The following is a 17,711-nucleotide window of genomic DNA, read 5'->3' as shown; positions in this document are numbered from 1 at the left end:
CCACGAATGGTAAGCTGAAGACTGTTTTAGCTAAAGGTGCAGCATATGAATCCTTTCCATGGTCGGCATTTTCAGGGCGAAATCATTCTTTGGGCTGTGCGCTGGTATTGTAAATATGGCATTAGCTATCGTGAACTGCAGGAAATGCTGGCCGAACGGGGTGTGAATGTTGATCACACGACTATTTACCGTTGGGTTCAACGTTATGCTCCTGAAATAGAAAAACGTTTACGCTGGTATTGGCGTAATCCTACAGATCTGAGCTCGTGGCATATTGATGAAACCTATGTAAAAGTGAATGGACGATGGTCTTATCTGTATCGTGCAGTCGATCAACGTGGCGATACCATTGATTTTTATCTTTCTTCTAGACGTAATACCAAATCAGCATATTGTTTTCTTGGAAAAATTTTAAATAATGTGAAGAAGTGGCAAATTCCACAAGTGATCAACACGGATAAAGCACCCACATATGGACGTGCTTTATCACGGTTAAAACGGGAAGGTAAATGTCCACCAGACCTTGAGCACAGGCAGATTAAGTATAAAAATAACGTGATTGAATGTGATCATGGCAAGCTAAAGCGGATCATCAGGGCCACATTAGGATTCAAATCTATGAAGACGGCTTATGCCACAATTAAAGGTATTGAAGTCATGCGTGCACTACGTAAAGGACAAGCATCGTCATTTTATTATGGTCAGCCTCAGGGTGAAGTGTGTCTAATCAACAGGGTTTTCGGTCTCTAAGTACTTTTTAAAGGGAACATCATCGACTCAAATCTCTATTTGCAACAGTGCCAAAAAAACCAACTTCAAGTTGGTTTTTCTTTTTTAATCATCAGTGGCGACCTTAACACCATATCCAATTAAACCTGCAAGGCTAGCATAGGCTATTTTGGCATAAATCGAACCCCACCAGACCGTAATTTTACTGGCACCAAATTCCCGAACCGTTTGCCCCATAAAATTAGTGGTTTCATAGAAATTTTTAGCAGAATAACCTAACGCAATATGATCAAGGACAGGGAATAAACTAAAAGCTAAACCTACTGCTGCTGCGGGGAAAGTAAACTCTCTTGATAGACCGAATTTTCCAGTAATAAATACAAGCGATACCACGATAATTAATCTAATGATAGTCCATAGCATCACTGTGAAAGGCAAGTTAAAGATGCCTGCTCCCTGCCACGCAAGACCGCAAACAACTAACACGATAAAGCCTACAACTATCAGGAATAATACAAATTTATCATGATCATCTTTACTCATTAAAAAGTCTTTTATGGTTTGTTATTTTCACTTGCTTATGCCAGGTGAAGTTAGATTCTAGGTGTATTTCTAGGGGTAGTATTAAGATTGCTTTGCAGCTTCATCTTGTGATTAGGAGCATTCAAATTTTCTTCCGGTGCAGTAATCTTTTGCTTCAATAACTGCTCACGGTACTCGCTATAAACTTCAGTTTTATTGCGGGCAGTAAAACGGTGTGCGCTCTGATCTTTAAACTCTGTGAAGTACCGATCTGAATACTTAACAGAAAGTTTTTCAAATGGAATCTCATATTCCATATCATTGATTCGAGCTTTAATCATTGGTTTATCTTTCATCTTGTAGGCATCAAGAACCTTTAATTCTGTTCCCTTCTCAAAGGTTTCTTTCTTAAAGAATCCAGTCTTGATCTGTAACCCTTCCTCAAGTTTGAGAAGCTCACCTTTTGCAATTTTCATACCTCTAATGCTACCGATCTCATCACCTAAAATAGATTTAGATTTAAGATTCGCACGAACCTCGGTAACAATTTCTTCCTTCGTGAATGTACGATTCTCTGAAGTTAAAGCATGTATCTTCGAGTTAATTCCGTATATCTCCCGCTTATCTTCAATATGGTGGCGGTGATCTTGCAGATATGCTTTGATCAATTTTTCTTGCTTGTCTACTAAAGTGAAGTCTGTAGAAAATTCTTTCTTTTCTGATCGTCCTAGAACTTTTTTGAAGTTTTCAAAAGGTGTAACTTCTTTTTCAACAGGATTGTAATTCTGATCATATGAGATTTTCGGCACTGTTGCAAAGTTAGCGATGAGGCAGCCTTTTGTCTTATTCAAAGGCCTTACATTTCAAAAACTCTGCTTACCAGGCGCATTTCGCCCAGGGGATCACCATAATAAAATGCTGAGGCCTGGCCTTTGCGTAGTGCACGCATCACCTCAATACCTTTGATGGTGGCGTAAGCCGTCTTCATGGATTTAAATCCCAGCGTGGCGCCGATTATCCGTTTCAGTTTGCCATGATCGCATTCAATCACGTTGTTCCGGTACTTAATCTGTCGGTGTTCAACGTCAGACGGGCACCGGCCTTCGCGTTTGAGCAGAGCAAGCGCGCGACCATAGGCGGGCGCTTTATCCGTGTTGATGAATCGCGGGATCTGCCACTTCTTCACGTTGTTGAGGATTTTACCCAGAAACCGGTATGCAGCTTTGCTGTTACGACGGGAGGAGAGATAAAAATCGACAGTGCGGCCCCGGCTGTCGACGGCCCGGTACAGATACGCCCAGCGGCCATTGACCTTCACGTAGGTTTCATCCATGTGCCACGGGCAAAGATCGGAAGGGTTACGCCAGTACCAGCGCAGCCGTTTTTCCATTTCAGGCGCATAACGCTGAACCCAGCGGTAAATCGTGGAGTGATCGACATTCACTCCGCGTTCAGCCAGCATCTCCTGCAGCTCACGGTAACTGATGCCGTATTTGCAGTACCAGCGTACGGCCCACAGAATGATGTCACGCTGAAAATGCCGGCCTTTGAATGGGTTCATGTGCAGCTCCATCAGCAAAAGGGGATGATAAGTTTATCACCACCGACTATTTGCAACAGTGCCGAAAAAAACTCTATAGAAAAGGTATGGTGATGGTTTCTTTCTAATCAACGAAGCTGTCGGCAGACTTAAGTTAATGGCGAACAGGTTTTATGAGTTAGGATTAAATGATCCTACCTTTACTTCTGAAATTCTCTCTAAAGAACCATACAAATACGAACAAAGAATGTCAGAGATTTTATTCTCCGATCGGCTAATTCGTGATGGTTATAAGTTAAGCAGTGACAAGGAAGGGCCAGATTTTAAAGCAGAAAAAAATGGTAAAGTTACGTGGTTTGAAGTCATAACCCCAAGCCCCGTGCCGAAATTGGAGAAACAATTTAAAGACCCAAATTATAGACTAAACCCCACACAAGAAGGAGCTCGTTTAGCATCATATACAACGCTATTAAAAACCACTGCAGCGGTTAGAGAGAAAAATAAAAAAATAGTCACTTATATAAACGACGGAATCATAAGTGAGGGAGATGCTACAATAATAGTTATTAATGACTCGCTGTTTTTCCCTTTAGACCTCCCCACCATAGGGCTAAATTGTGAAATTGCAGAAGGCTGTAGCGGACTTCCTTTAATTATCGAGGCTTTAATGGGTATAGGGCAAGCTCATTGGATTAAGAATCAGAGTGATAATAATCACCAGATAGTAAGAGCCAATAACGATTTCATCATTAACCAAAATAATTCATCTGTAGATACAAACAGATTCAGAACCGATCGTTACAATTCAATTTCAGGTGTCTTTGTTCTAACGTTAAGGGAAGATTATGGACTGGCAGAGGTGATTTATGAGCATGTTAAGAACAAAAAAAATAAGGGCGTATTTTTAACAAACCCTAATACAACAAGGCCATTTGAGCCTAGAGATCTTTCAGCTAGACATATAGAACACAAACGGTTAGATGAGTTGACAAGAATCTCTGATGACAATCCAGTTAGTTGTCTCATGACTAAAACAGTTGCTGGGTACTTGATGGAATTAAATAGCTATCTTGGTTATATAAGGCAACTATTTATTAAGGCAGGTGTGCATGTGGCTAATGAAACAACCAATGAAGTTTCTATTTCGCAAAAAGCACTTGAGGGTGGTTTTGGAAAATATGTGGTAGATTACGATGAAGCGAGCGGGTTGCCGATAGGTGTTTCACTGCTAGAAGAGTAAAAAGAATAGGTAACATAATTTAAGAGCCTTCCATTGTGATTTAAATGATAGTGTATCGTTTAAATCACAAATATCATTTCAATGATATAAAAATCGATAACTAAAATATACTTATCATATAGTTATACTTAAATGGTATGTTGAAGGTTCTTAATGTAAGCATAAGATAATCTTTTAGAAAATTTCGCATGCGAAATTCATTGCATATCAATATTGATATGCAATGAATTTATGATATAATCCCCTCAAGATATGAATTTAGATTCATAGCTTTCAAAGATACATGAAGTTGTGTCTTTTTAGGCGAAACGCCTGACTCATAGGAGTGGATATGAAAATTGATATTAATATAAGTATATTCTTGTCACACCACACCTTTCTCAACATTTCGCATGCGAAATACTAAGGATTCTAATATGGAACTCAAAACAGGAAAAAAACTTGGCAAGCTAATAGTAGTGTGCAGCCAGAAAGGTGGTGTAGTTAAGTCTCAATCTACTAATGAAATATCTTTCAACTTGCAAAAAATGGGGTATTCAGTTCTAGAAATTGATGCGGATTGGACTACAGGGTTAACAGAACGTACCTTTCCGAATGAACTTCCATTGGAAATTGAAAAAGAACCATTAAAGCATGAGTTCACCCCTGGTGAGGCTAATACCTATCAATTGTTTTTTTCTAATACTGACATTAAACCGATAACTCTAGATGATGGACGTGACTTCATAGGCACAACGAGTGAACTTAATGAGGTTAACTATAGACACTCTGATTGTATGTTTGATTTCCGAGATCGTATATTAGAATTGAAGGAAAAATATGATTTTATTTTTATAGACTCAGCCCCTTCATATTCTAATGTAATGGTAGCAAGTCATATGGCTGCTGATTATTTATTAATTCCAACCTTACTAGAAAAACAATCAAGGAATGCTGTAGCTAAACAATTAACTTACATGCAAAAAATAAAGAAAAACTATAATCCATCGTTACAATTTTTGGGAACCTATGTGACTCAAGCTACAGTTGCGAACTATTCAAAACCACTTTTTGATGGTTATTTGGGGGCTGTGGATACTCATAACCTTAATATGCTAGTCGAAATACTTGAAGATAAAGGTTATACCCAAGATTATATCTTAGCTTATATTTCGTTTGCTCAAGCAACAGCAAAAGAAGCTATAGAATTAGGTATGACATTTAAAGAATATGAGCCTAAATCTAAACCAGCAATTCAATATGAAGAATTAGCAAAACGAATTGTGAAACAGGTAGGATAAATTAAATGGCTAAAAAACAATTTTTGAGTCGACTACGTGATCAAAATCGTAAATCGGCAACCGAAGCAATTAACAAAGTTATTGAAACTAAGTCACCTAATGAGGAAATCAGAGATATTGATGCTCACCAAATTATGACTGATATTGCCCGCCCTGAATTAGAAACGGAAGGGCAAATAATTAGAGTTCCAATAGATGAAGTTTATGCAGAAAGTCAAGTTCGTCCAGAGGAAGATTTTGATGACTCCATAATAGAGGGAATGGCTGATACATTTAACACTGTAGGGATATTAACACCACCGCGTTGTTATCCAAAAGATAGGGCTGGTTATAGAATTTGGATGGGTGAAACTCGTTGGCGAACAGCAAAAAAAAGAGGAGATACCTTTATTGATATTTATGTCGGTTCTCCACCTAAAAACGATAAATTTCGAATTATTGGTCAGTTGATAGAAAACCTACAACAATCCGGCCTTAAACCTTTAGCAACAGCAATAGCATTTAATGAGCTTAAAACAGTTCATGGAATGACTGGAGAAGAAATAGCAAAAACTGTAGGTAAACCTACATCATTTGTGAGTAAACATTTAAAATTAATAAGTGCTCCTGAAAGTGTTACCACATTACTAAAAGATAAAGTAACTTTAGATGTAGACTTAGCATATACACTTACTCAGATAAATGAAATTAACCCCAAAATTGCTGAAAAACTTGTTGAAAAAGCAAGAAAAAATGGTGTTTCTCGTAATGAAGCAAAAGATGAATTAAGTAAAATAAAAAATAGAGATAAAGAAAAAATTTCGCATGCGAAATCAAAACAAGTTTCTCATTCAAAATCTCAAGTTAATACAAATGATGTGTGGCATGTTCAGGTGGAGTTTGATAACAAGATAGGTATTATTCTCACGGATAAAAAGCCTGAAAGTGACGGGGTTGTATGGGTAAAGCTTGAAAATAGCATCAACTCTGTCAATGTTGATAAATTAATAGTAAAAGGGTTAGTACAGATCAAATGATAGGTACGCCATTTTCAACTATGGCCACAGAGTTTCGTGGCCAGATTATTAAAACATGGTTATTGCAACTATCTGGTACAGCAACAGAAAAATCAAAAATATTATGTCAAACAGCAATTGAGCTCGGTCTTACTGAAAGGTCTAAATCAATTCCAGGTTCTGCATTAATCCAATGGACAAAAACAACACCGACAAACACGCCACTTTGGGCTGCACAAAGCGCTCTTCTATTATTATTTGCTAATGAATGGAAACCAAGCACACATGTAGAATGGTGCGGAATGGCATCGCTATTGCAACGGTTATATAAGAAAAATAGTATAGCTGAGATGTTAAGTTATCTACCTAAACATATAAATAAAGATATTGCAGCAGGCTGGATTACTGCAGCCATAGAGGAAGATGCAAATTTTAGAAGGCATAAAAAAAGAAAATGACTTTTTCGGGACTAGAAAAAATAATTACATCTTCAGGACGTCGTTCAATATCATCATCCTTGCTAGCATATTTACTTGATGCTTTTGATAACGGATTCGATGGTATTGATCTTGATTTGTTCCAATCAAATACTGGTTATGTAAGGACAAATATAACTCAAGTTGCAAACTATCTAAAAGATAAAGGAATCATTTTAATATACTACTATAGAGATCAAGGTGACAAAAATAACCGAGATTATATTGAGGAGAACATTTTTGGACGGTGGGGTAAGCAGCATTATAAATTAACATCTGATGTATTACGTTTGTATAGAAGGAATTAGAAAACCATTTCGCATGCGAAATAGTAGATGTGAATTATAAATTCACATGTTTGTTTTTTAAAATGGAGTAAAGTATACTCACACTGTGTATTTATACAGTGTTGGTGCCCTATGCAAATTCCTATTTTCGAAAGTCTAGTTGCCTGTGGTTTTCCCAGTCCCGCTCAAGATCACATTGAGCGCAGGCTATCCCTCGATGCTGAATTAATTCGATATCCTGAAAGTACTTATTTTCTTCGAGCTTCAGGGGATTCGATGAAGGATGCGGGGATTTTTGACGGTGACTTATTGGTAGTCGAAAGTCACCTTACTGCCCGTCATGGGGAAATTGTCGTTGCTGAATACGATGGCGAATTCACCTGCAAGTACCTGCAAATCACACCGACTAAAGCCCTTATTCCTGCTAACAGTCAATTTCCCGCTATCCCAATCAATGACGATACAGACGTGCAAATCTTCGGTGTCGTTCGTTATGCCGTGCATACCTGTCGGTGAAAAGTATGTTTGCGCTTATCGATGTCAATTCCATGTACACCTCCTGTGAATCTGTCTTTAGGCCTGATTTAAAAGGAAAGCCGATTGTTTGCCTTTCGAATAATGATGGCTGTGTGATTGCGCGTTCGGCGGCGGCTAAACCTTATATCCGTATGGGAGCCCCTTATTTTGAAATTAAGCAGATAATCAAGCAAAAACAAGTCACTGTTTTTTCTTCAAATTATCCCTTGTATGCCGATTTTAGTAATCGATTTATGGCGGTGGTTGCTCAAATTGTGCCTCAAATTGAGGTTTACAGTATTGATGAATGTTTTTGTAACCTGACAGGTATGGATTCATTGTATTCCTGGCATGAACTTGGCCATAAATTAAAAGAGGATGTATTCCAGTGTGCGCATTTGCCTGTGGGGGTGGGGATTTCCAGTACCAAAACGCTAGCTAAGTTGGCGAATCATGCCGCCAAAACGTGGAAGAAAACAGGTGGTGTCGTCGATTTAAGTTCGCCCAGTCGTCAGAAGAAACTTATGGCCCTCGTGCCCGTTGGGGACGTTTGGGGAATAGGGCGTAAACTGGCAAAACGCCTGAATCAAAGCGGAATTGAAACTGCCTTGGATTTAAGTCGGTTGTCAACGACCCAGGCGCGCCAAATGTACTCCGTGGTATTAGAACGAACCGTGCGAGAGTTGAATGGTGAATCCTGTCTGGAACTTGAAGAAGTCGCGCCCGCCAAGCAACAAATTATTTGCTCTCGCTCTTTTGGCCATAAAGTCATGGACTACGAATTGGTTCGCCAATCGGTATGTGCCTTTGCTGAACGTGCAGCAGAAAAACTGCGGGAAGAAAAACAGTATTGTCGATTAGTGACCTTGTGGGTGCAGAGTAGCCATTTTTCCCATCATGAGCCGCACTATTATCGTCAAGAAACCCAAGCTCTCATTTATCCGACCCAAGATACACGCGAGATTCTTCAGGCGGCTGTGGGGTTATTTGACCGACTTTGGCTTCCGAATGTGAAATACAGCAAAAGTGGCATATTACTCAGTGAATTTTCCCCTTCAGGGCAAGTGCAGCTGAATTTGTTTGAAAGTGGCCATGCTTTTCGCAAAAGTGGTGAACTGATGCAGACGATTGACCAGATTAATCGCGGAAAAGGCGCTATCTGGTTTGCAGGTCAGGGGGTTCAATCGCAATCGGCTTTATGGAAAATGAAGCAGCAATTTCTCTCGCCCCGATGGACAACGCAATTCTCGGATATTCCTATCGTAAAATGCTAATCATTGGGTGATGTTTTTTTGAGCAGTGTTGATATTCATTCATTAATCAGGCTATTAACCTTGTTATTAACAGGGCTATTTCAAGTTATCCACTGATTTTGTGGATACGCTTTTTTTGCGTTTCGGGGCAACGGCTTCATGCTGGCATTGAGCCAGGCTTAAGCCGAACGCCGGATTGACCCCATTTACACACAGTTGGCGCAGGTTCCCCGTACACTCCCGTTCTCGCGCCTGTTTGGGGCGCGCTCACTGGCTCGCCAAATGTGGAAAATGGGGACAACCGGCTTGAAAGGTCAACCACTGCGCCTTTTACCGTTTTCAACGTGGCGCAAAGGGCAGGGGTGCAGCTCCCTGCGGGACCGCCCCTGGTTCACTGCTTAGCTGCGCTAAGCGTTAATGGCGACTTGCCGTTCGCTTCTCTCGCTGCAAGTCGGGTGCTGCCATTTTCATCACCTGTGTGATTAATCTTTCATCGAGCCCCTCCGCTTGGCCTAAAACATAGCCTCATCTCGTCATACAGCAAGCGTAAAGTGCACTCCACCAAAATTCTTGTCGCTGCGCTTTCCAACAATTTTGTCTCCGCCCTTGCTTGCTTCCTCGTCTCGGCTATGTACGGCCTTTGCAGCGGAGGAACTCGACGAAAGAAATCATTAATACAAAGGAGGATTCAAAAATGTCATCACATCAAAATCTTGCAGCTCCAGAATCTAACGAAAGAAGGGGGAAAGACCTACTGACGCATGACCAGAAAGCGGATTTATTGCATTACATTGCGCCATTAACACGGTTATTGGAGTTATTCGAGGGGGGTATTTCACCGGAGTTATACGACGAAGAAATCACGCTGCACAGTGATGCGTTCGATTCCAACAGTATTTTTATGAAAGACGGCTATCCGATTGGATTTAGTGACAATTTAAACAACATGTTCTATCTGCGTCCTGAATTGATTCAGGCATCTTAGGTGCTAAGGGAGTTGTTGAGCCTCCCTTAGCTTAGACACAATAAACTACATAGGTGATTAATATGTCTACATTAGAAACTATCATTAACCCAAAACAACGTAAAGCAAAAAAAGGCACAAAATCGGCTCAGGCCGACGCGATTTATCAGGCATTGGACAACATGGAAGCGCACGTATTGCCGTTATCGGCATTGGTACAGAGTGAACTCAATGTGCGTAAACGTCCAATGGATGAAAAAGCCTTGTCCGAACTGGCAGACAGTATTCAAGCGGTCGGGGTGTTACAAAACTTGGTGGTTTACCCGATGGACAATGACGTCTACGGGGTTGCTGCGGGTCAACGTCGTTTACTGGCGTTACAACAATTGGTGACAAAAGGGCATTTAGCGTCAAGTTTTCCGGTTCCTGTTAAAATGGTTTCGGAGTCTGATGCGCTGATTATTTCCCTGACGGAGAACAGCCAACGTGAAGCCATGCATCCAGCCGACCAACTTCATGCGTTTATCGAGCTACAAAAAACAGGCAAAAATGCGGCTGAAATCGGTGACTTATTAGGGTTCAGCACTCACCACGTGAAAAAATGTCTGCGTTTAGCAAACATGGCTCCCGAGCTGTTAGCGGAGTTGGATGCCGACAATATTACCCTTGACCAACTGCAAGCGTTAGCCGGAACACCTGACCACGACCGTCAAGTCATGGTATGGAACAATGCCATTGGGTGGAAAAAAGAGCCATGCTACTTGCGTGAAGCGGTTGAAGAAACCAAAACCCCCGTCGAAAATAACCGACTGGTGAATTTTGTTGGGTTGGACGCTTACGAGCAAGCAGGGGGAACCCTTGAAATTGACCTCTTTACCGAAGCCGGCTTCATTGAAAATGCCCCACTATTAGAAAAATTAGCACTCGATAAACTCACTGTTTGTGCGGAACTATTAGCCGAGTTTGAGGGTTGGCAGTTCGGTACTGCACGTTTAGAGCGTCCGAGCTTTTATGGTAATGACGCAGAAACCTTGTCTCTCAGTCATGCGCCCGAGGCGGTCATTCCCCCTGAATTTGCGGATTTACTGGCTGAATTGCGTACTCGTGAAACTGATTTACGTCAGCAATCATGGGAAACCGATGACGAAAATGAACAAGCTGACCTTTGCCAAGTCGTGGCTGATTGCGAAAAGCAAATCGAAGACATTAAAGCTCGTACCCAAAATCAAGCGTGGACAGCCGATAGAAAAGCAACAAAAGGCGTTGTTGTCTACCTTGACCGTGATGGAGAACCGTGTGTCATCCGCGGCGTCATTGACTTAGCACAGCAAGAGTCACAGTGCAGTGAAGCAAAAAGCGAAACTGAAAGTGTGAGTGAGCAATCTACGACTCAAGTTGAGACGGTTTCTACTTACAGCGCAGCGTTGTGCAAAAGTCTCTCTTCTGAGCGCACGTTAGCCGTTCAAGCGGCATTAACACAACATCCAAACGTGGCACTGGCGATTTTGGTTCATGATGCGTGTATTCAGGTATTTGGTTCACCGTATACCAAAACCGCATTTAACATTAAATTTTCGCTTTCTCAGGACGAGTTACTCAAAAATGCCCCGACCGCCCAAGACAGTGAAGCATTGCAATTACTCAATACGCAATTTGAGTCATGGTCAGCGCGTCTCCCTGACGCATGGCAAGCCGACTTCTCATGGTTATTGACGTGGGAGCAAGCGGATTTAGTCGCATTACTGGCGTTTTGTTCCGCGCAAACGTTGAGTGAAGTGAACCATCATACTCCGCACGATAACACGTTAGCTAAAGCCTTGCGTCCAATTGAACAGGCGATTGCCTTTGATTTTCGCCAGTGGTGGCAGCCAACCAAAACCAACTTCTTTGGGCGTATCAGTAAAGACCAAATCAGCGATTGTTTAGCCGAGGCAGGCGCATCAGATAAAGCCCTTGAAGCCGTCAAAATGAAAAAAGGGGATGCTGCGGAGTTGGCTGAAAATACCCTTAAAGATACCCATTGGTTGCCGAGCTGTTTTCTCGATGTAAATGCTGACACTCACCACACCGATAACGCGCAATAATCAATATGGAGACACTGCCCGAAAGGGCAGTGTGAATAATCATGACAACTATTCCAAACCATTTAGCCCTTGTGCCTTTTAATGACCGTCAATATGCTGCCGCAAAAGCTATTCTCTTTGTCGAAGATAAAATGCAAAAAGGGCAATACCAAAAACGCTATCCCTATGCGTGTGCGTTAATTCGATTTTTTACGGGGAATAAAGGGGCAATAACCGCAAAAGATTTGCACTTTACGTTAGTGTTATCTTTTGACGATAAACGTGAAATGCCATCAAAAAATCGCTATCTTGCCGCCCTTGATACGTTTATTCACTCCCGTGGTTATCTTTGTCCGTTGCCGTTGTGTGATCATCATGTGCGTGATTTTTTTCCTGAACTGGATTACCGTGACCGTGAACGGCAGGAACGAAAAATTCAGTCTCACGTGCATGTTGTGAGCCGAGCACGACAAAAAGCCCAAATTAAAGCGCAGCAACAGTATCAAAACCGATTAGCCCAAGCCGAAATTGAGTTAGCCTTTATTACCCCCAGTGAGTTTAAATCGTGGTACAACCGGTTTAATCATGATGGGATTGAAGAGTATGATTTGATTGAATTGCTTGTGAACTGGACGTCGAGATTTAACAATTTAAACTTGCGAAAATACCTTGATTTTGCCCCGTTTTGGTCGGCTCTCTTGGATTTCAATGAGGATATCGATACCCGATCATACGGTGAGCAATTACTGGATAATTATGCCATTCCCAATAAATTAATCGGTTAAAAGGGCGTTGACGATGAACGAATCAAATGTGGTTTTACTCGAAACTGAAGACAGTTTGTTGTTAATGATGCGCGGTGAGCACTCAAAAGAAACGGTGATTAACTCAGCAATTGCCGCGAATGAAATTTCACAGAGTGACCGCGAAACGTGGTTAGCTTGTGAAGATATCAATGTAGGATATTACAAGGCGGTGCCTAGAGATGGGTATGCAACCTATTATTACCCCTCCAGTCAGGACGTTAAAGGCGCATTTTTAGCGACGTGTCTTGAGCTATTTTAGGATGCAAGACAGTTAGTGAGTTCACGATGCAATTAAAAAGCAAACAAACACAATGTGTTCATTGTTATTACAATGGAACATTTTTTCTACTGTATATCGCTTCGGGTCGAGTGGGCGTCATTGATGACTTTAGTGGGTAAATGGTTGATAACAGTACACTGTGGGATGGTGTGCGATTAAAATTGCCTACTGTGGACAGTGTCATCGACCTTGAGGAACCGTTGAATAATGAGAGAAATAAAGGGCAGTTCGGGTAAACCCGAACTGCCCTTTATTTCTCTTGAAACAGGCATAACCAGCGAGTGTTTGAGTGTAAAAGCCTTGGGGTTTGTTAAAAAAAAATGGGATTTTCCTGAGAGCACGATGACGTATCGTTGGTTTTTAGAGTTTAAAACAATGAGATAATGCTTTTTAACAAAAAGCTTAAATTAAAATTTATAAAATTTAGTTATTAAAAAAACACAATAACCCCTTATGGGTTCCTACGGCAGCTCGATATCTTCGAGCTGTCGCCTACACTCCAACGCCATTCGTTTTACGAATGGGTTTCCGCAGAGCCGCAAGCGTCTCTGTCCTTCGGATAGCAAGCGAAACCTAACGGCACGGCATTTCGTGCTTCGCACGGCCGTTAAAGACGCCACGCGTTGCGTGTCGGCCGATTGCCTCCTCACCCGACGGTTATTTTCTTACTATCAGCCCATTCGCTAGGGCTATTGATTACGCCCTCAAGCTCAAGAACTTGCAAGGGTTCGCTTCGCCGCGTTGCGCCCCTGCAAAACCTTTCCCTTGATGGCTTCATCGCCCTTGCCGCGACTGAACTGACAGTAAGATGAATTAACACTTTCAAAGAGAACTACGAGGCCATCGGTGAACGTCAACACCGCCACGCCAAAACCTCCAGAAAGATGAGTTAAAAGCCAAAAAAAGGAGTATCAACATGAATTATCAAGTTTTTATTGCAGAAACCCATAAGAAAAATGTGACAGGGCAAGCGGATGACGTTTATCACTTCAATTCCATTGCTGAATTCTTCGCTTTTCTGAAAAAAACGAAATTCGCGGAAAAAATGAACATGAATTACCACTATGCCTTAACCGATGGAACAAAAAACACCGATTTAACTTACCGCGAAATTGAAAGCGCCAACCACCTTAAAACGTTTAAAAAACAGGTTCGCCAATACCGTTAAAGCGACCTATTGAATAGCGCGAAATCTAAACGCGCTATTCAATATCGAGCCTGTTCGATATTGAGCCAACTACTAAATCATAAAAGGAGAAAGAGTATGTATCACGCATTAGAGCAGTACGAAACAGACAGTTACCAAGAAACCCAAAGCGCGGAATTGATGTATTGGATAGGACGTGAACAAGCGGCTAAAACTGCCCCGACAGAAATCACCTTAATGCAATTTATGGATGCGTTATCCGTTATGCCCCCGTTGGATTGGCAAGGCAATAACAATACGGAGTCCTTTAAATTGCAAGAGATGTTTTTGGGGAACGTGACGGACATTTTTGTCAAAGTGGACGGGCGCTATTTCACGTTTCGGGATGTATCAACGTTATCTCACGCGCAAATTATTTCGCGTGTGCGTTGTGCTGGATTGCTAGCGCAACAATGAAAAAAGCAGGCTTTCGCCTGCTTAATCCGTGCCTTGAATGACTTTAGCGAGGAACTCAAGGCATCAACTCACTCAAAGGAGTAGCTCCTATGAACGCAAATATCATGGCATACGCTGCCAACCCTGTAAAGCCCCAAATACCCACCGTGTCAAAACGTCGGGTCGTGCGTCACGATATCGCGATTCGTGATATTGAACCGACCTATCGGGCAATGGCGCGGCATATCGACAAACAACTTAAACGCAAAAAGCCCGTTCGCATTCCTGCAATGAATAACCAGTGTTTGGGGCAACTCTTGCGCTGTTTAGAACTGCGTAAATCGTGGATTTAAGTTAACTCACTGCCCCTGTTTTTTGTTTCAGGGGCAGTTCTGGAGCGTCGATATGTCACAATTGAGTTTTTTTGATGTGGATTTAAGCCAACCCGTGAAAGTAGCCAATCCTATTATCTCAGGTTCGCCCAGTAAGATAGACACAAAGACAGATAAAACAGTCGAGAAAGTAAATCTAACCACAGTTAACGCCAAATCAAAGCGCGATTTTCACAAGGAATTTATTCAATTATTTAATCAAACGGCACGTTATCACAGTCGTGTAGAGGTGTTTCGCGATTTTATTCATGTTACTGCGATTTCATTAGAAAACAGCGTGAAACAGTGCCCTGAATTGGAACAAACTTACTTTAACGTGATTGCGCGTTATGAAAGAGCGGATTTGGATGCGTTTGCGAAACTATTAGCCCTTTGTGTTAACGGCTTAGACCAACAAGCCACCGATTTTTTAGGCTCGGTGTTTATGTCACTTGAATTAGGCGAAGGGGCATGGGGGCAATTTTTCACCCCATTTCACGTTAGCCAGCTCATGAGTGATCTCATCATCGGGGATTGTGGGGCGATAATTGAACAAAATGGCTATATCAGTGTGTGCGAGCCTACGTGTGGCGCAGGTGGAATGGTGATTGCCTGTGCTAATTCTGTGTTACAGCAAGGTTTTAATCCGCAAACACAAATGATTGCAGTGTGTACCGATATTGATGAGGTTGCTGCCCGAATGTGCTACGTCCAACTGGCATTATTGGGAATACCTGCGATTGTGAATATTGGTAACAGTTTAACGCTGGACGTTCGTCAAACGCTATATACCCCGATGTTAATGTTAAATTCATTCCGCTTTAAATCCTTTTTAACCGCCTAATTCACGTTATTTCAAGGGGATTTATTCCCCTTTTTTGCGCATCGGCTTAATCCTGGCATCGAGCCAGGCTCAATCCGACAACACCAACCCCTGCGCCTTTTTACGCTGACGCGTGGCGCAAAGGGCAGGGATGCAAGCTCCCTGCGGGAGCAGCCCCTGATTAACCGCTTAACGTTGTTAAGCTCAAAGGACGCCTTGCGGTTCGATTCTCTCGCCGCAAGTCGAGTTGCGTCATTTTCAGCCACTGTGCTGTTAATCTTTCGCCAAGCCCCTCCGCTCGGGCTTAAACATAGACTCAATTCGTCATCCAGCAAGGGTAAAGTGCACTCCAGCAAAATTCTTGTCGCTGCGCTTTCCAACAATTTTGCCTCCGCCCTTGCTTCCTTCCTCATTTCCTCTATGCACGCCCTTTGCAGCGCAGGAACTCGACGAAAGAAATCATTAACCCAAAAGGAGGCACTAAAATGACTCAACAACAAAACCTTGCAGCGAGAGAATCTAACGAAAGAAATGGAAAAGACGAAATTGTCATCACGGCTATTGAGGTGAAGAATGCTCAAGCTCGTTTAACGTTTTTACCTTCAAAATTAGGTCGCTACTGTATTGCGTTTGAAAATGCAATCTATCACTGGATGACTCGGAACGCCGTAGCCTATAACGGCGGCTATTGGGATTTTTATACGTTGTCGAATGGTGGTTTTTATCTGCAACCGACAAAAGGCTATATGCTCACTTCACCGAATGGATTTATGGACGATGTAAGTGCTCAAGAAGCGGGAATTATTGTCACCTTAATGATGTTAAGTCATTTTTCATTTGTGACCTATGAAAAAGAGCATCACGAAGATTGTGAGCGTATTTCTGCTTATTTTCATCAATTACGGGATTTTATTTTCACATTATCCCCTGAATCACAAACCAAAATATTAAACGCCATTGATTAACACTATCCCGCGCAAGTCTCAGGCTTGCGCTTCATTAAACACCATCAATCAATAAATCAGAAAAAGGTAAACGAATATGGAACAGCAAACATTATTATCGGTTGGTCAAGTGGTTTATACTAATTTATATAATCTCGGCAAGGGGGTTATTGTTAATATTCATGGCGAGCAAAAACCACAAAGCATAAAGAATATGTATAATGTTATGGTCACAGGGGGCAATGCTGAATTTGATATCGTATTCTTTAATGGGAATAAAACTAATCGTTTGCCGGAAAGTATTTTGCACGGCATACAATGGAAAATTGAAGATGAAATGGTTGAACAAGAAACCATTAAATCATTAATTGAAAAAGCTGAGGCACATGAACAAGCAGAAAAAGCCGAAGAAGAACGAAAGAAAAATGAATTTAAACAAGGTGTCGAATTCCAAAAAAACAACACAGAATATTCGCACTTAACACAGATAACCTCTAATTCAGATAAGGAAATTAAAATAGTCGGTAAAAATATCCGCGCTGAATTAAAAAAACATTTTCCAAAAACAAAATTTTCAGTACGTAAACAACATCACAGTACTTACCATGTATCATGGACAGATGGCCCAACAGTGGATGAAGTCGAATCAATTATCAATAAATACGAAACATCGCGTTTTGATAGTTATACTGATTATCATTATAGTGATACATCACCTTTTAACGTAGTTTATGGTGGAGCTGATTATGTTTTTACACATCGTCATTACAGTGATGAAATAAAAGCATTAGCAATAGAATCACTGATTGAAAAATATGGCGAGTCTTATGAGTTTGATACCGCGTTAATGACCGTTGAAAATTTTAATCAAGGTAAATTATACAAAATTGGACGAGAACAAATTATTGGAAATGACGGTATAGGCGGAGAAATTAATCGCGTACTAAGGAAAACAAGTTATTAAAGAAAACGCGCCATAAAGGCGCGTTTCTCGTTTTAATACTAAGCCACATGCATTACTTAATATTAAACGTGATTAT

Annotated in this window: 22 protein-coding genes; 19 read left to right on the top strand and 3 right to left on the bottom strand. The window is 41.3% G+C overall.

Features of this window, described 5'->3' with window-relative positions; genetic code table 11:
• Nucleotides 1-45: 45 nt before the first annotated feature.
• On the top strand, nt 46-750 hold the full coding sequence (locus PZ638_RS21125) for an IS6-like element IS1006 family transposase (protein WP_001067784.1): 705 nt from the start codon (nt 46-48) through the stop codon (nt 748-750).
• Nucleotides 751-834: 84 nt separating this feature from the next.
• Here the strand turns inward: PZ638_RS21125 and PZ638_RS21120 are convergent, their stop codons facing one another.
• The 3 genes from PZ638_RS21120 to PZ638_RS21110 are packed head-to-tail and all read right to left on the bottom strand — an operon-like array spanning nt 835 to nt 2,812.
• Complete coding sequence (locus tag PZ638_RS21120) at nt 835-1,272, bottom strand: hypothetical protein (RefSeq protein WP_000030933.1); 438 nt, start codon at nt 1,270-1,272, stop codon at nt 835-837.
• Nucleotides 1,273-1,322: 50 nt separating this feature from the next.
• Nucleotides 1,323-2,102, bottom strand: coding sequence for a hypothetical protein (locus PZ638_RS21115; RefSeq protein WP_223307992.1), 780 nt, complete (start codon nt 2,100-2,102; stop codon nt 1,323-1,325).
• Between the two features lie 5 nt (nt 2,103-2,107).
• Nucleotides 2,108-2,812 carry an IS6-like element IS26 family transposase gene (locus PZ638_RS21110; RefSeq protein ID WP_001067855.1) on the bottom strand — a complete coding sequence of 235 codons (705 nt, stop codon included), beginning with the start codon at nt 2,810-2,812 and terminating at the stop codon, nt 2,108-2,110.
• Nucleotides 2,813-2,948: 136 nt separating this feature from the next.
• Between PZ638_RS21110 and PZ638_RS21105 the strand changes: the two genes are divergently transcribed.
• The 18 genes from PZ638_RS21105 to PZ638_RS21020 all read left to right on the top strand — a co-directional run bounded on the left by PZ638_RS21105 (nt 2,949) and on the right by PZ638_RS21020 (nt 17,635).
• Complete coding sequence (locus PZ638_RS21105; RefSeq protein WP_272577164.1) at nt 2,949-4,031, top strand: hypothetical protein; 1,083 nt, start codon at nt 2,949-2,951, stop codon at nt 4,029-4,031.
• Between the two features lie 416 nt (nt 4,032-4,447).
• Nucleotides 4,448-5,311 carry a ParA family protein gene (locus PZ638_RS21100; RefSeq protein WP_071548932.1) on the top strand — a complete coding sequence of 288 codons (864 nt, stop codon included), beginning with the start codon at nt 4,448-4,450 and terminating at the stop codon, nt 5,309-5,311.
• Nucleotides 5,312-5,316: 5 nt separating this feature from the next.
• Nucleotides 5,317-6,327 (top strand): ParB/RepB/Spo0J family partition protein, encoded by a 1,011-nt coding sequence (locus tag PZ638_RS21095; protein ID WP_071548933.1) that lies wholly within the window; start codon nt 5,317-5,319, stop codon nt 6,325-6,327.
• On the top strand, nt 6,324-6,764 hold the full coding sequence (locus PZ638_RS21090; protein WP_071548934.1) for a hypothetical protein: 441 nt from the start codon (nt 6,324-6,326) through the stop codon (nt 6,762-6,764). Before PZ638_RS21095 ends, PZ638_RS21090 begins: the two co-directional genes overlap by 4 nt.
• The gene (locus PZ638_RS21085) at nt 6,761-7,090 is read left to right on the top strand and encodes a hypothetical protein (protein WP_071548935.1); all 330 of its coding nucleotides are present in this window, start codon (nt 6,761-6,763) and stop codon (nt 7,088-7,090) included. The genes PZ638_RS21090 and PZ638_RS21085 overlap by 4 nt, the downstream gene beginning before the upstream one ends.
• A 111-nt stretch (nt 7,091-7,201) precedes the next feature.
• Nucleotides 7,202-7,585, top strand: coding sequence for a translesion error-prone DNA polymerase V autoproteolytic subunit (umuD, locus tag PZ638_RS21080; RefSeq protein WP_071548936.1), 384 nt, complete (start codon nt 7,202-7,204; stop codon nt 7,583-7,585).
• A gap of 5 nt (nt 7,586-7,590) precedes the next feature.
• Nucleotides 7,591-8,859: a translesion error-prone DNA polymerase V subunit UmuC gene (umuC, locus tag PZ638_RS21075; protein ID WP_071548937.1), complete on the top strand. Its 1,269-nt coding sequence runs from the start codon at nt 7,591-7,593 to the stop codon at nt 8,857-8,859.
• Between the two features lie 673 nt (nt 8,860-9,532).
• On the top strand, nt 9,533-9,823 hold the full coding sequence (locus tag PZ638_RS21070; RefSeq protein ID WP_110592844.1) for a hypothetical protein: 291 nt from the start codon (nt 9,533-9,535) through the stop codon (nt 9,821-9,823).
• Nucleotides 9,824-9,885: 62 nt separating this feature from the next.
• Entirely contained in the window at nt 9,886-11,886 is a 2,001-nt protein-coding gene (locus PZ638_RS21065; RefSeq protein ID WP_275612221.1) for a ParB/RepB/Spo0J family partition protein, read from the top strand.
• Nucleotides 11,887-11,927: 41 nt separating this feature from the next.
• A complete protein-coding gene (locus tag PZ638_RS21060; RefSeq protein WP_272524407.1) occupies nt 11,928-12,650 on the top strand; it encodes a plasmid SOS inhibition protein A in 723 nt (240 codons plus the stop codon).
• A 13-nt stretch (nt 12,651-12,663) separates the two neighbouring features.
• Nucleotides 12,664-12,930 carry a hypothetical protein gene (locus PZ638_RS21055; protein ID WP_110592847.1) on the top strand — a complete coding sequence of 89 codons (267 nt, stop codon included), beginning with the start codon at nt 12,664-12,666 and terminating at the stop codon, nt 12,928-12,930.
• A gap of 228 nt (nt 12,931-13,158) precedes the next feature.
• On the top strand, nt 13,159-13,335 hold the full coding sequence (locus PZ638_RS21050) for a hypothetical protein (protein WP_181420523.1): 177 nt from the start codon (nt 13,159-13,161) through the stop codon (nt 13,333-13,335).
• Between the two features lie 532 nt (nt 13,336-13,867).
• On the top strand, nt 13,868-14,119 hold the full coding sequence (locus PZ638_RS21045) for a hypothetical protein (protein ID WP_110592848.1): 252 nt from the start codon (nt 13,868-13,870) through the stop codon (nt 14,117-14,119).
• A gap of 96 nt (nt 14,120-14,215) precedes the next feature.
• Nucleotides 14,216-14,554: a hypothetical protein gene (locus PZ638_RS21040; RefSeq protein ID WP_110592849.1), complete on the top strand. Its 339-nt coding sequence runs from the start codon at nt 14,216-14,218 to the stop codon at nt 14,552-14,554.
• 89 nt (nt 14,555-14,643) lie between these two features.
• Nucleotides 14,644-14,886 (top strand): hypothetical protein, encoded by a 243-nt coding sequence (locus PZ638_RS21035; protein WP_110592850.1) that lies wholly within the window; start codon nt 14,644-14,646, stop codon nt 14,884-14,886.
• A 52-nt stretch (nt 14,887-14,938) separates the two neighbouring features.
• Complete coding sequence (locus PZ638_RS21030; RefSeq protein ID WP_231137046.1) at nt 14,939-15,748, top strand: N-6 DNA methylase; 810 nt, start codon at nt 14,939-14,941, stop codon at nt 15,746-15,748.
• A gap of 464 nt (nt 15,749-16,212) precedes the next feature.
• Complete coding sequence (locus PZ638_RS21025; protein WP_110592852.1) at nt 16,213-16,692, top strand: antirestriction protein; 480 nt, start codon at nt 16,213-16,215, stop codon at nt 16,690-16,692.
• Between the two features lie 76 nt (nt 16,693-16,768).
• Nucleotides 16,769-17,635 (top strand): LPD29 domain-containing protein, encoded by an 867-nt coding sequence (locus PZ638_RS21020; RefSeq protein ID WP_110592853.1) that lies wholly within the window; start codon nt 16,769-16,771, stop codon nt 17,633-17,635.
• The last annotated feature ends 76 nt before the right edge of the window (nt 17,636-17,711 follow it).

Origin of the sequence: Providencia hangzhouensis, from assembly GCF_029193595.2 — a bacterium.
Classification (GTDB): Bacteria; Pseudomonadota; Gammaproteobacteria; order Enterobacterales; family Enterobacteriaceae; genus Providencia; species Providencia hangzhouensis.
Note: the sequence above shows the minus strand (reverse complement) of the source record. Positions and strands in the feature narration are given on the sequence as shown.

Coding starts and splice junctions, on each gene's coding strand:
- PZ638_RS21125 (WP_001067784.1), top strand. CDS start 46: ATGAATCCTTTCCATGGTCGGCATTTTCAGGGCGAAATCATTCTTTGG.
- PZ638_RS21120 (WP_000030933.1), bottom strand. CDS start 1,272: ATGAGTAAAGATGATCATGATAAATTTGTATTATTCCTGATAGTTGTA.
- PZ638_RS21110 (WP_001067855.1), bottom strand. CDS start 2,812: ATGAACCCATTCAAAGGCCGGCATTTTCAGCGTGACATCATTCTGTGG.
- PZ638_RS21105 (WP_272577164.1), top strand. CDS start 2,949: ATGGCGAACAGGTTTTATGAGTTAGGATTAAATGATCCTACCTTTACT.
- PZ638_RS21100 (WP_071548932.1), top strand. CDS start 4,448: ATGGAACTCAAAACAGGAAAAAAACTTGGCAAGCTAATAGTAGTGTGC.
- PZ638_RS21095 (WP_071548933.1), top strand. CDS start 5,317: ATGGCTAAAAAACAATTTTTGAGTCGACTACGTGATCAAAATCGTAAA.
- PZ638_RS21090 (WP_071548934.1), top strand. CDS start 6,324: ATGATAGGTACGCCATTTTCAACTATGGCCACAGAGTTTCGTGGCCAG.
- PZ638_RS21085 (WP_071548935.1), top strand. CDS start 6,761: ATGACTTTTTCGGGACTAGAAAAAATAATTACATCTTCAGGACGTCGT.
- umuD (WP_071548936.1), top strand. CDS start 7,202: ATGCAAATTCCTATTTTCGAAAGTCTAGTTGCCTGTGGTTTTCCCAGT.
- umuC (WP_071548937.1), top strand. CDS start 7,591: ATGTTTGCGCTTATCGATGTCAATTCCATGTACACCTCCTGTGAATCT.
- PZ638_RS21070 (WP_110592844.1), top strand. CDS start 9,533: ATGTCATCACATCAAAATCTTGCAGCTCCAGAATCTAACGAAAGAAGG.
- PZ638_RS21065 (WP_275612221.1), top strand. CDS start 9,886: ATGTCTACATTAGAAACTATCATTAACCCAAAACAACGTAAAGCAAAA.
- PZ638_RS21060 (WP_272524407.1), top strand. CDS start 11,928: ATGACAACTATTCCAAACCATTTAGCCCTTGTGCCTTTTAATGACCGT.
- PZ638_RS21055 (WP_110592847.1), top strand. CDS start 12,664: ATGAACGAATCAAATGTGGTTTTACTCGAAACTGAAGACAGTTTGTTG.
- PZ638_RS21050 (WP_181420523.1), top strand. CDS start 13,159: ATGAGAGAAATAAAGGGCAGTTCGGGTAAACCCGAACTGCCCTTTATT.
- PZ638_RS21045 (WP_110592848.1), top strand. CDS start 13,868: ATGAATTATCAAGTTTTTATTGCAGAAACCCATAAGAAAAATGTGACA.
- PZ638_RS21040 (WP_110592849.1), top strand. CDS start 14,216: ATGTATCACGCATTAGAGCAGTACGAAACAGACAGTTACCAAGAAACC.
- PZ638_RS21035 (WP_110592850.1), top strand. CDS start 14,644: ATGAACGCAAATATCATGGCATACGCTGCCAACCCTGTAAAGCCCCAA.
- PZ638_RS21030 (WP_231137046.1), top strand. CDS start 14,939: ATGTCACAATTGAGTTTTTTTGATGTGGATTTAAGCCAACCCGTGAAA.
- PZ638_RS21025 (WP_110592852.1), top strand. CDS start 16,213: ATGACTCAACAACAAAACCTTGCAGCGAGAGAATCTAACGAAAGAAAT.
- PZ638_RS21020 (WP_110592853.1), top strand. CDS start 16,769: ATGGAACAGCAAACATTATTATCGGTTGGTCAAGTGGTTTATACTAAT.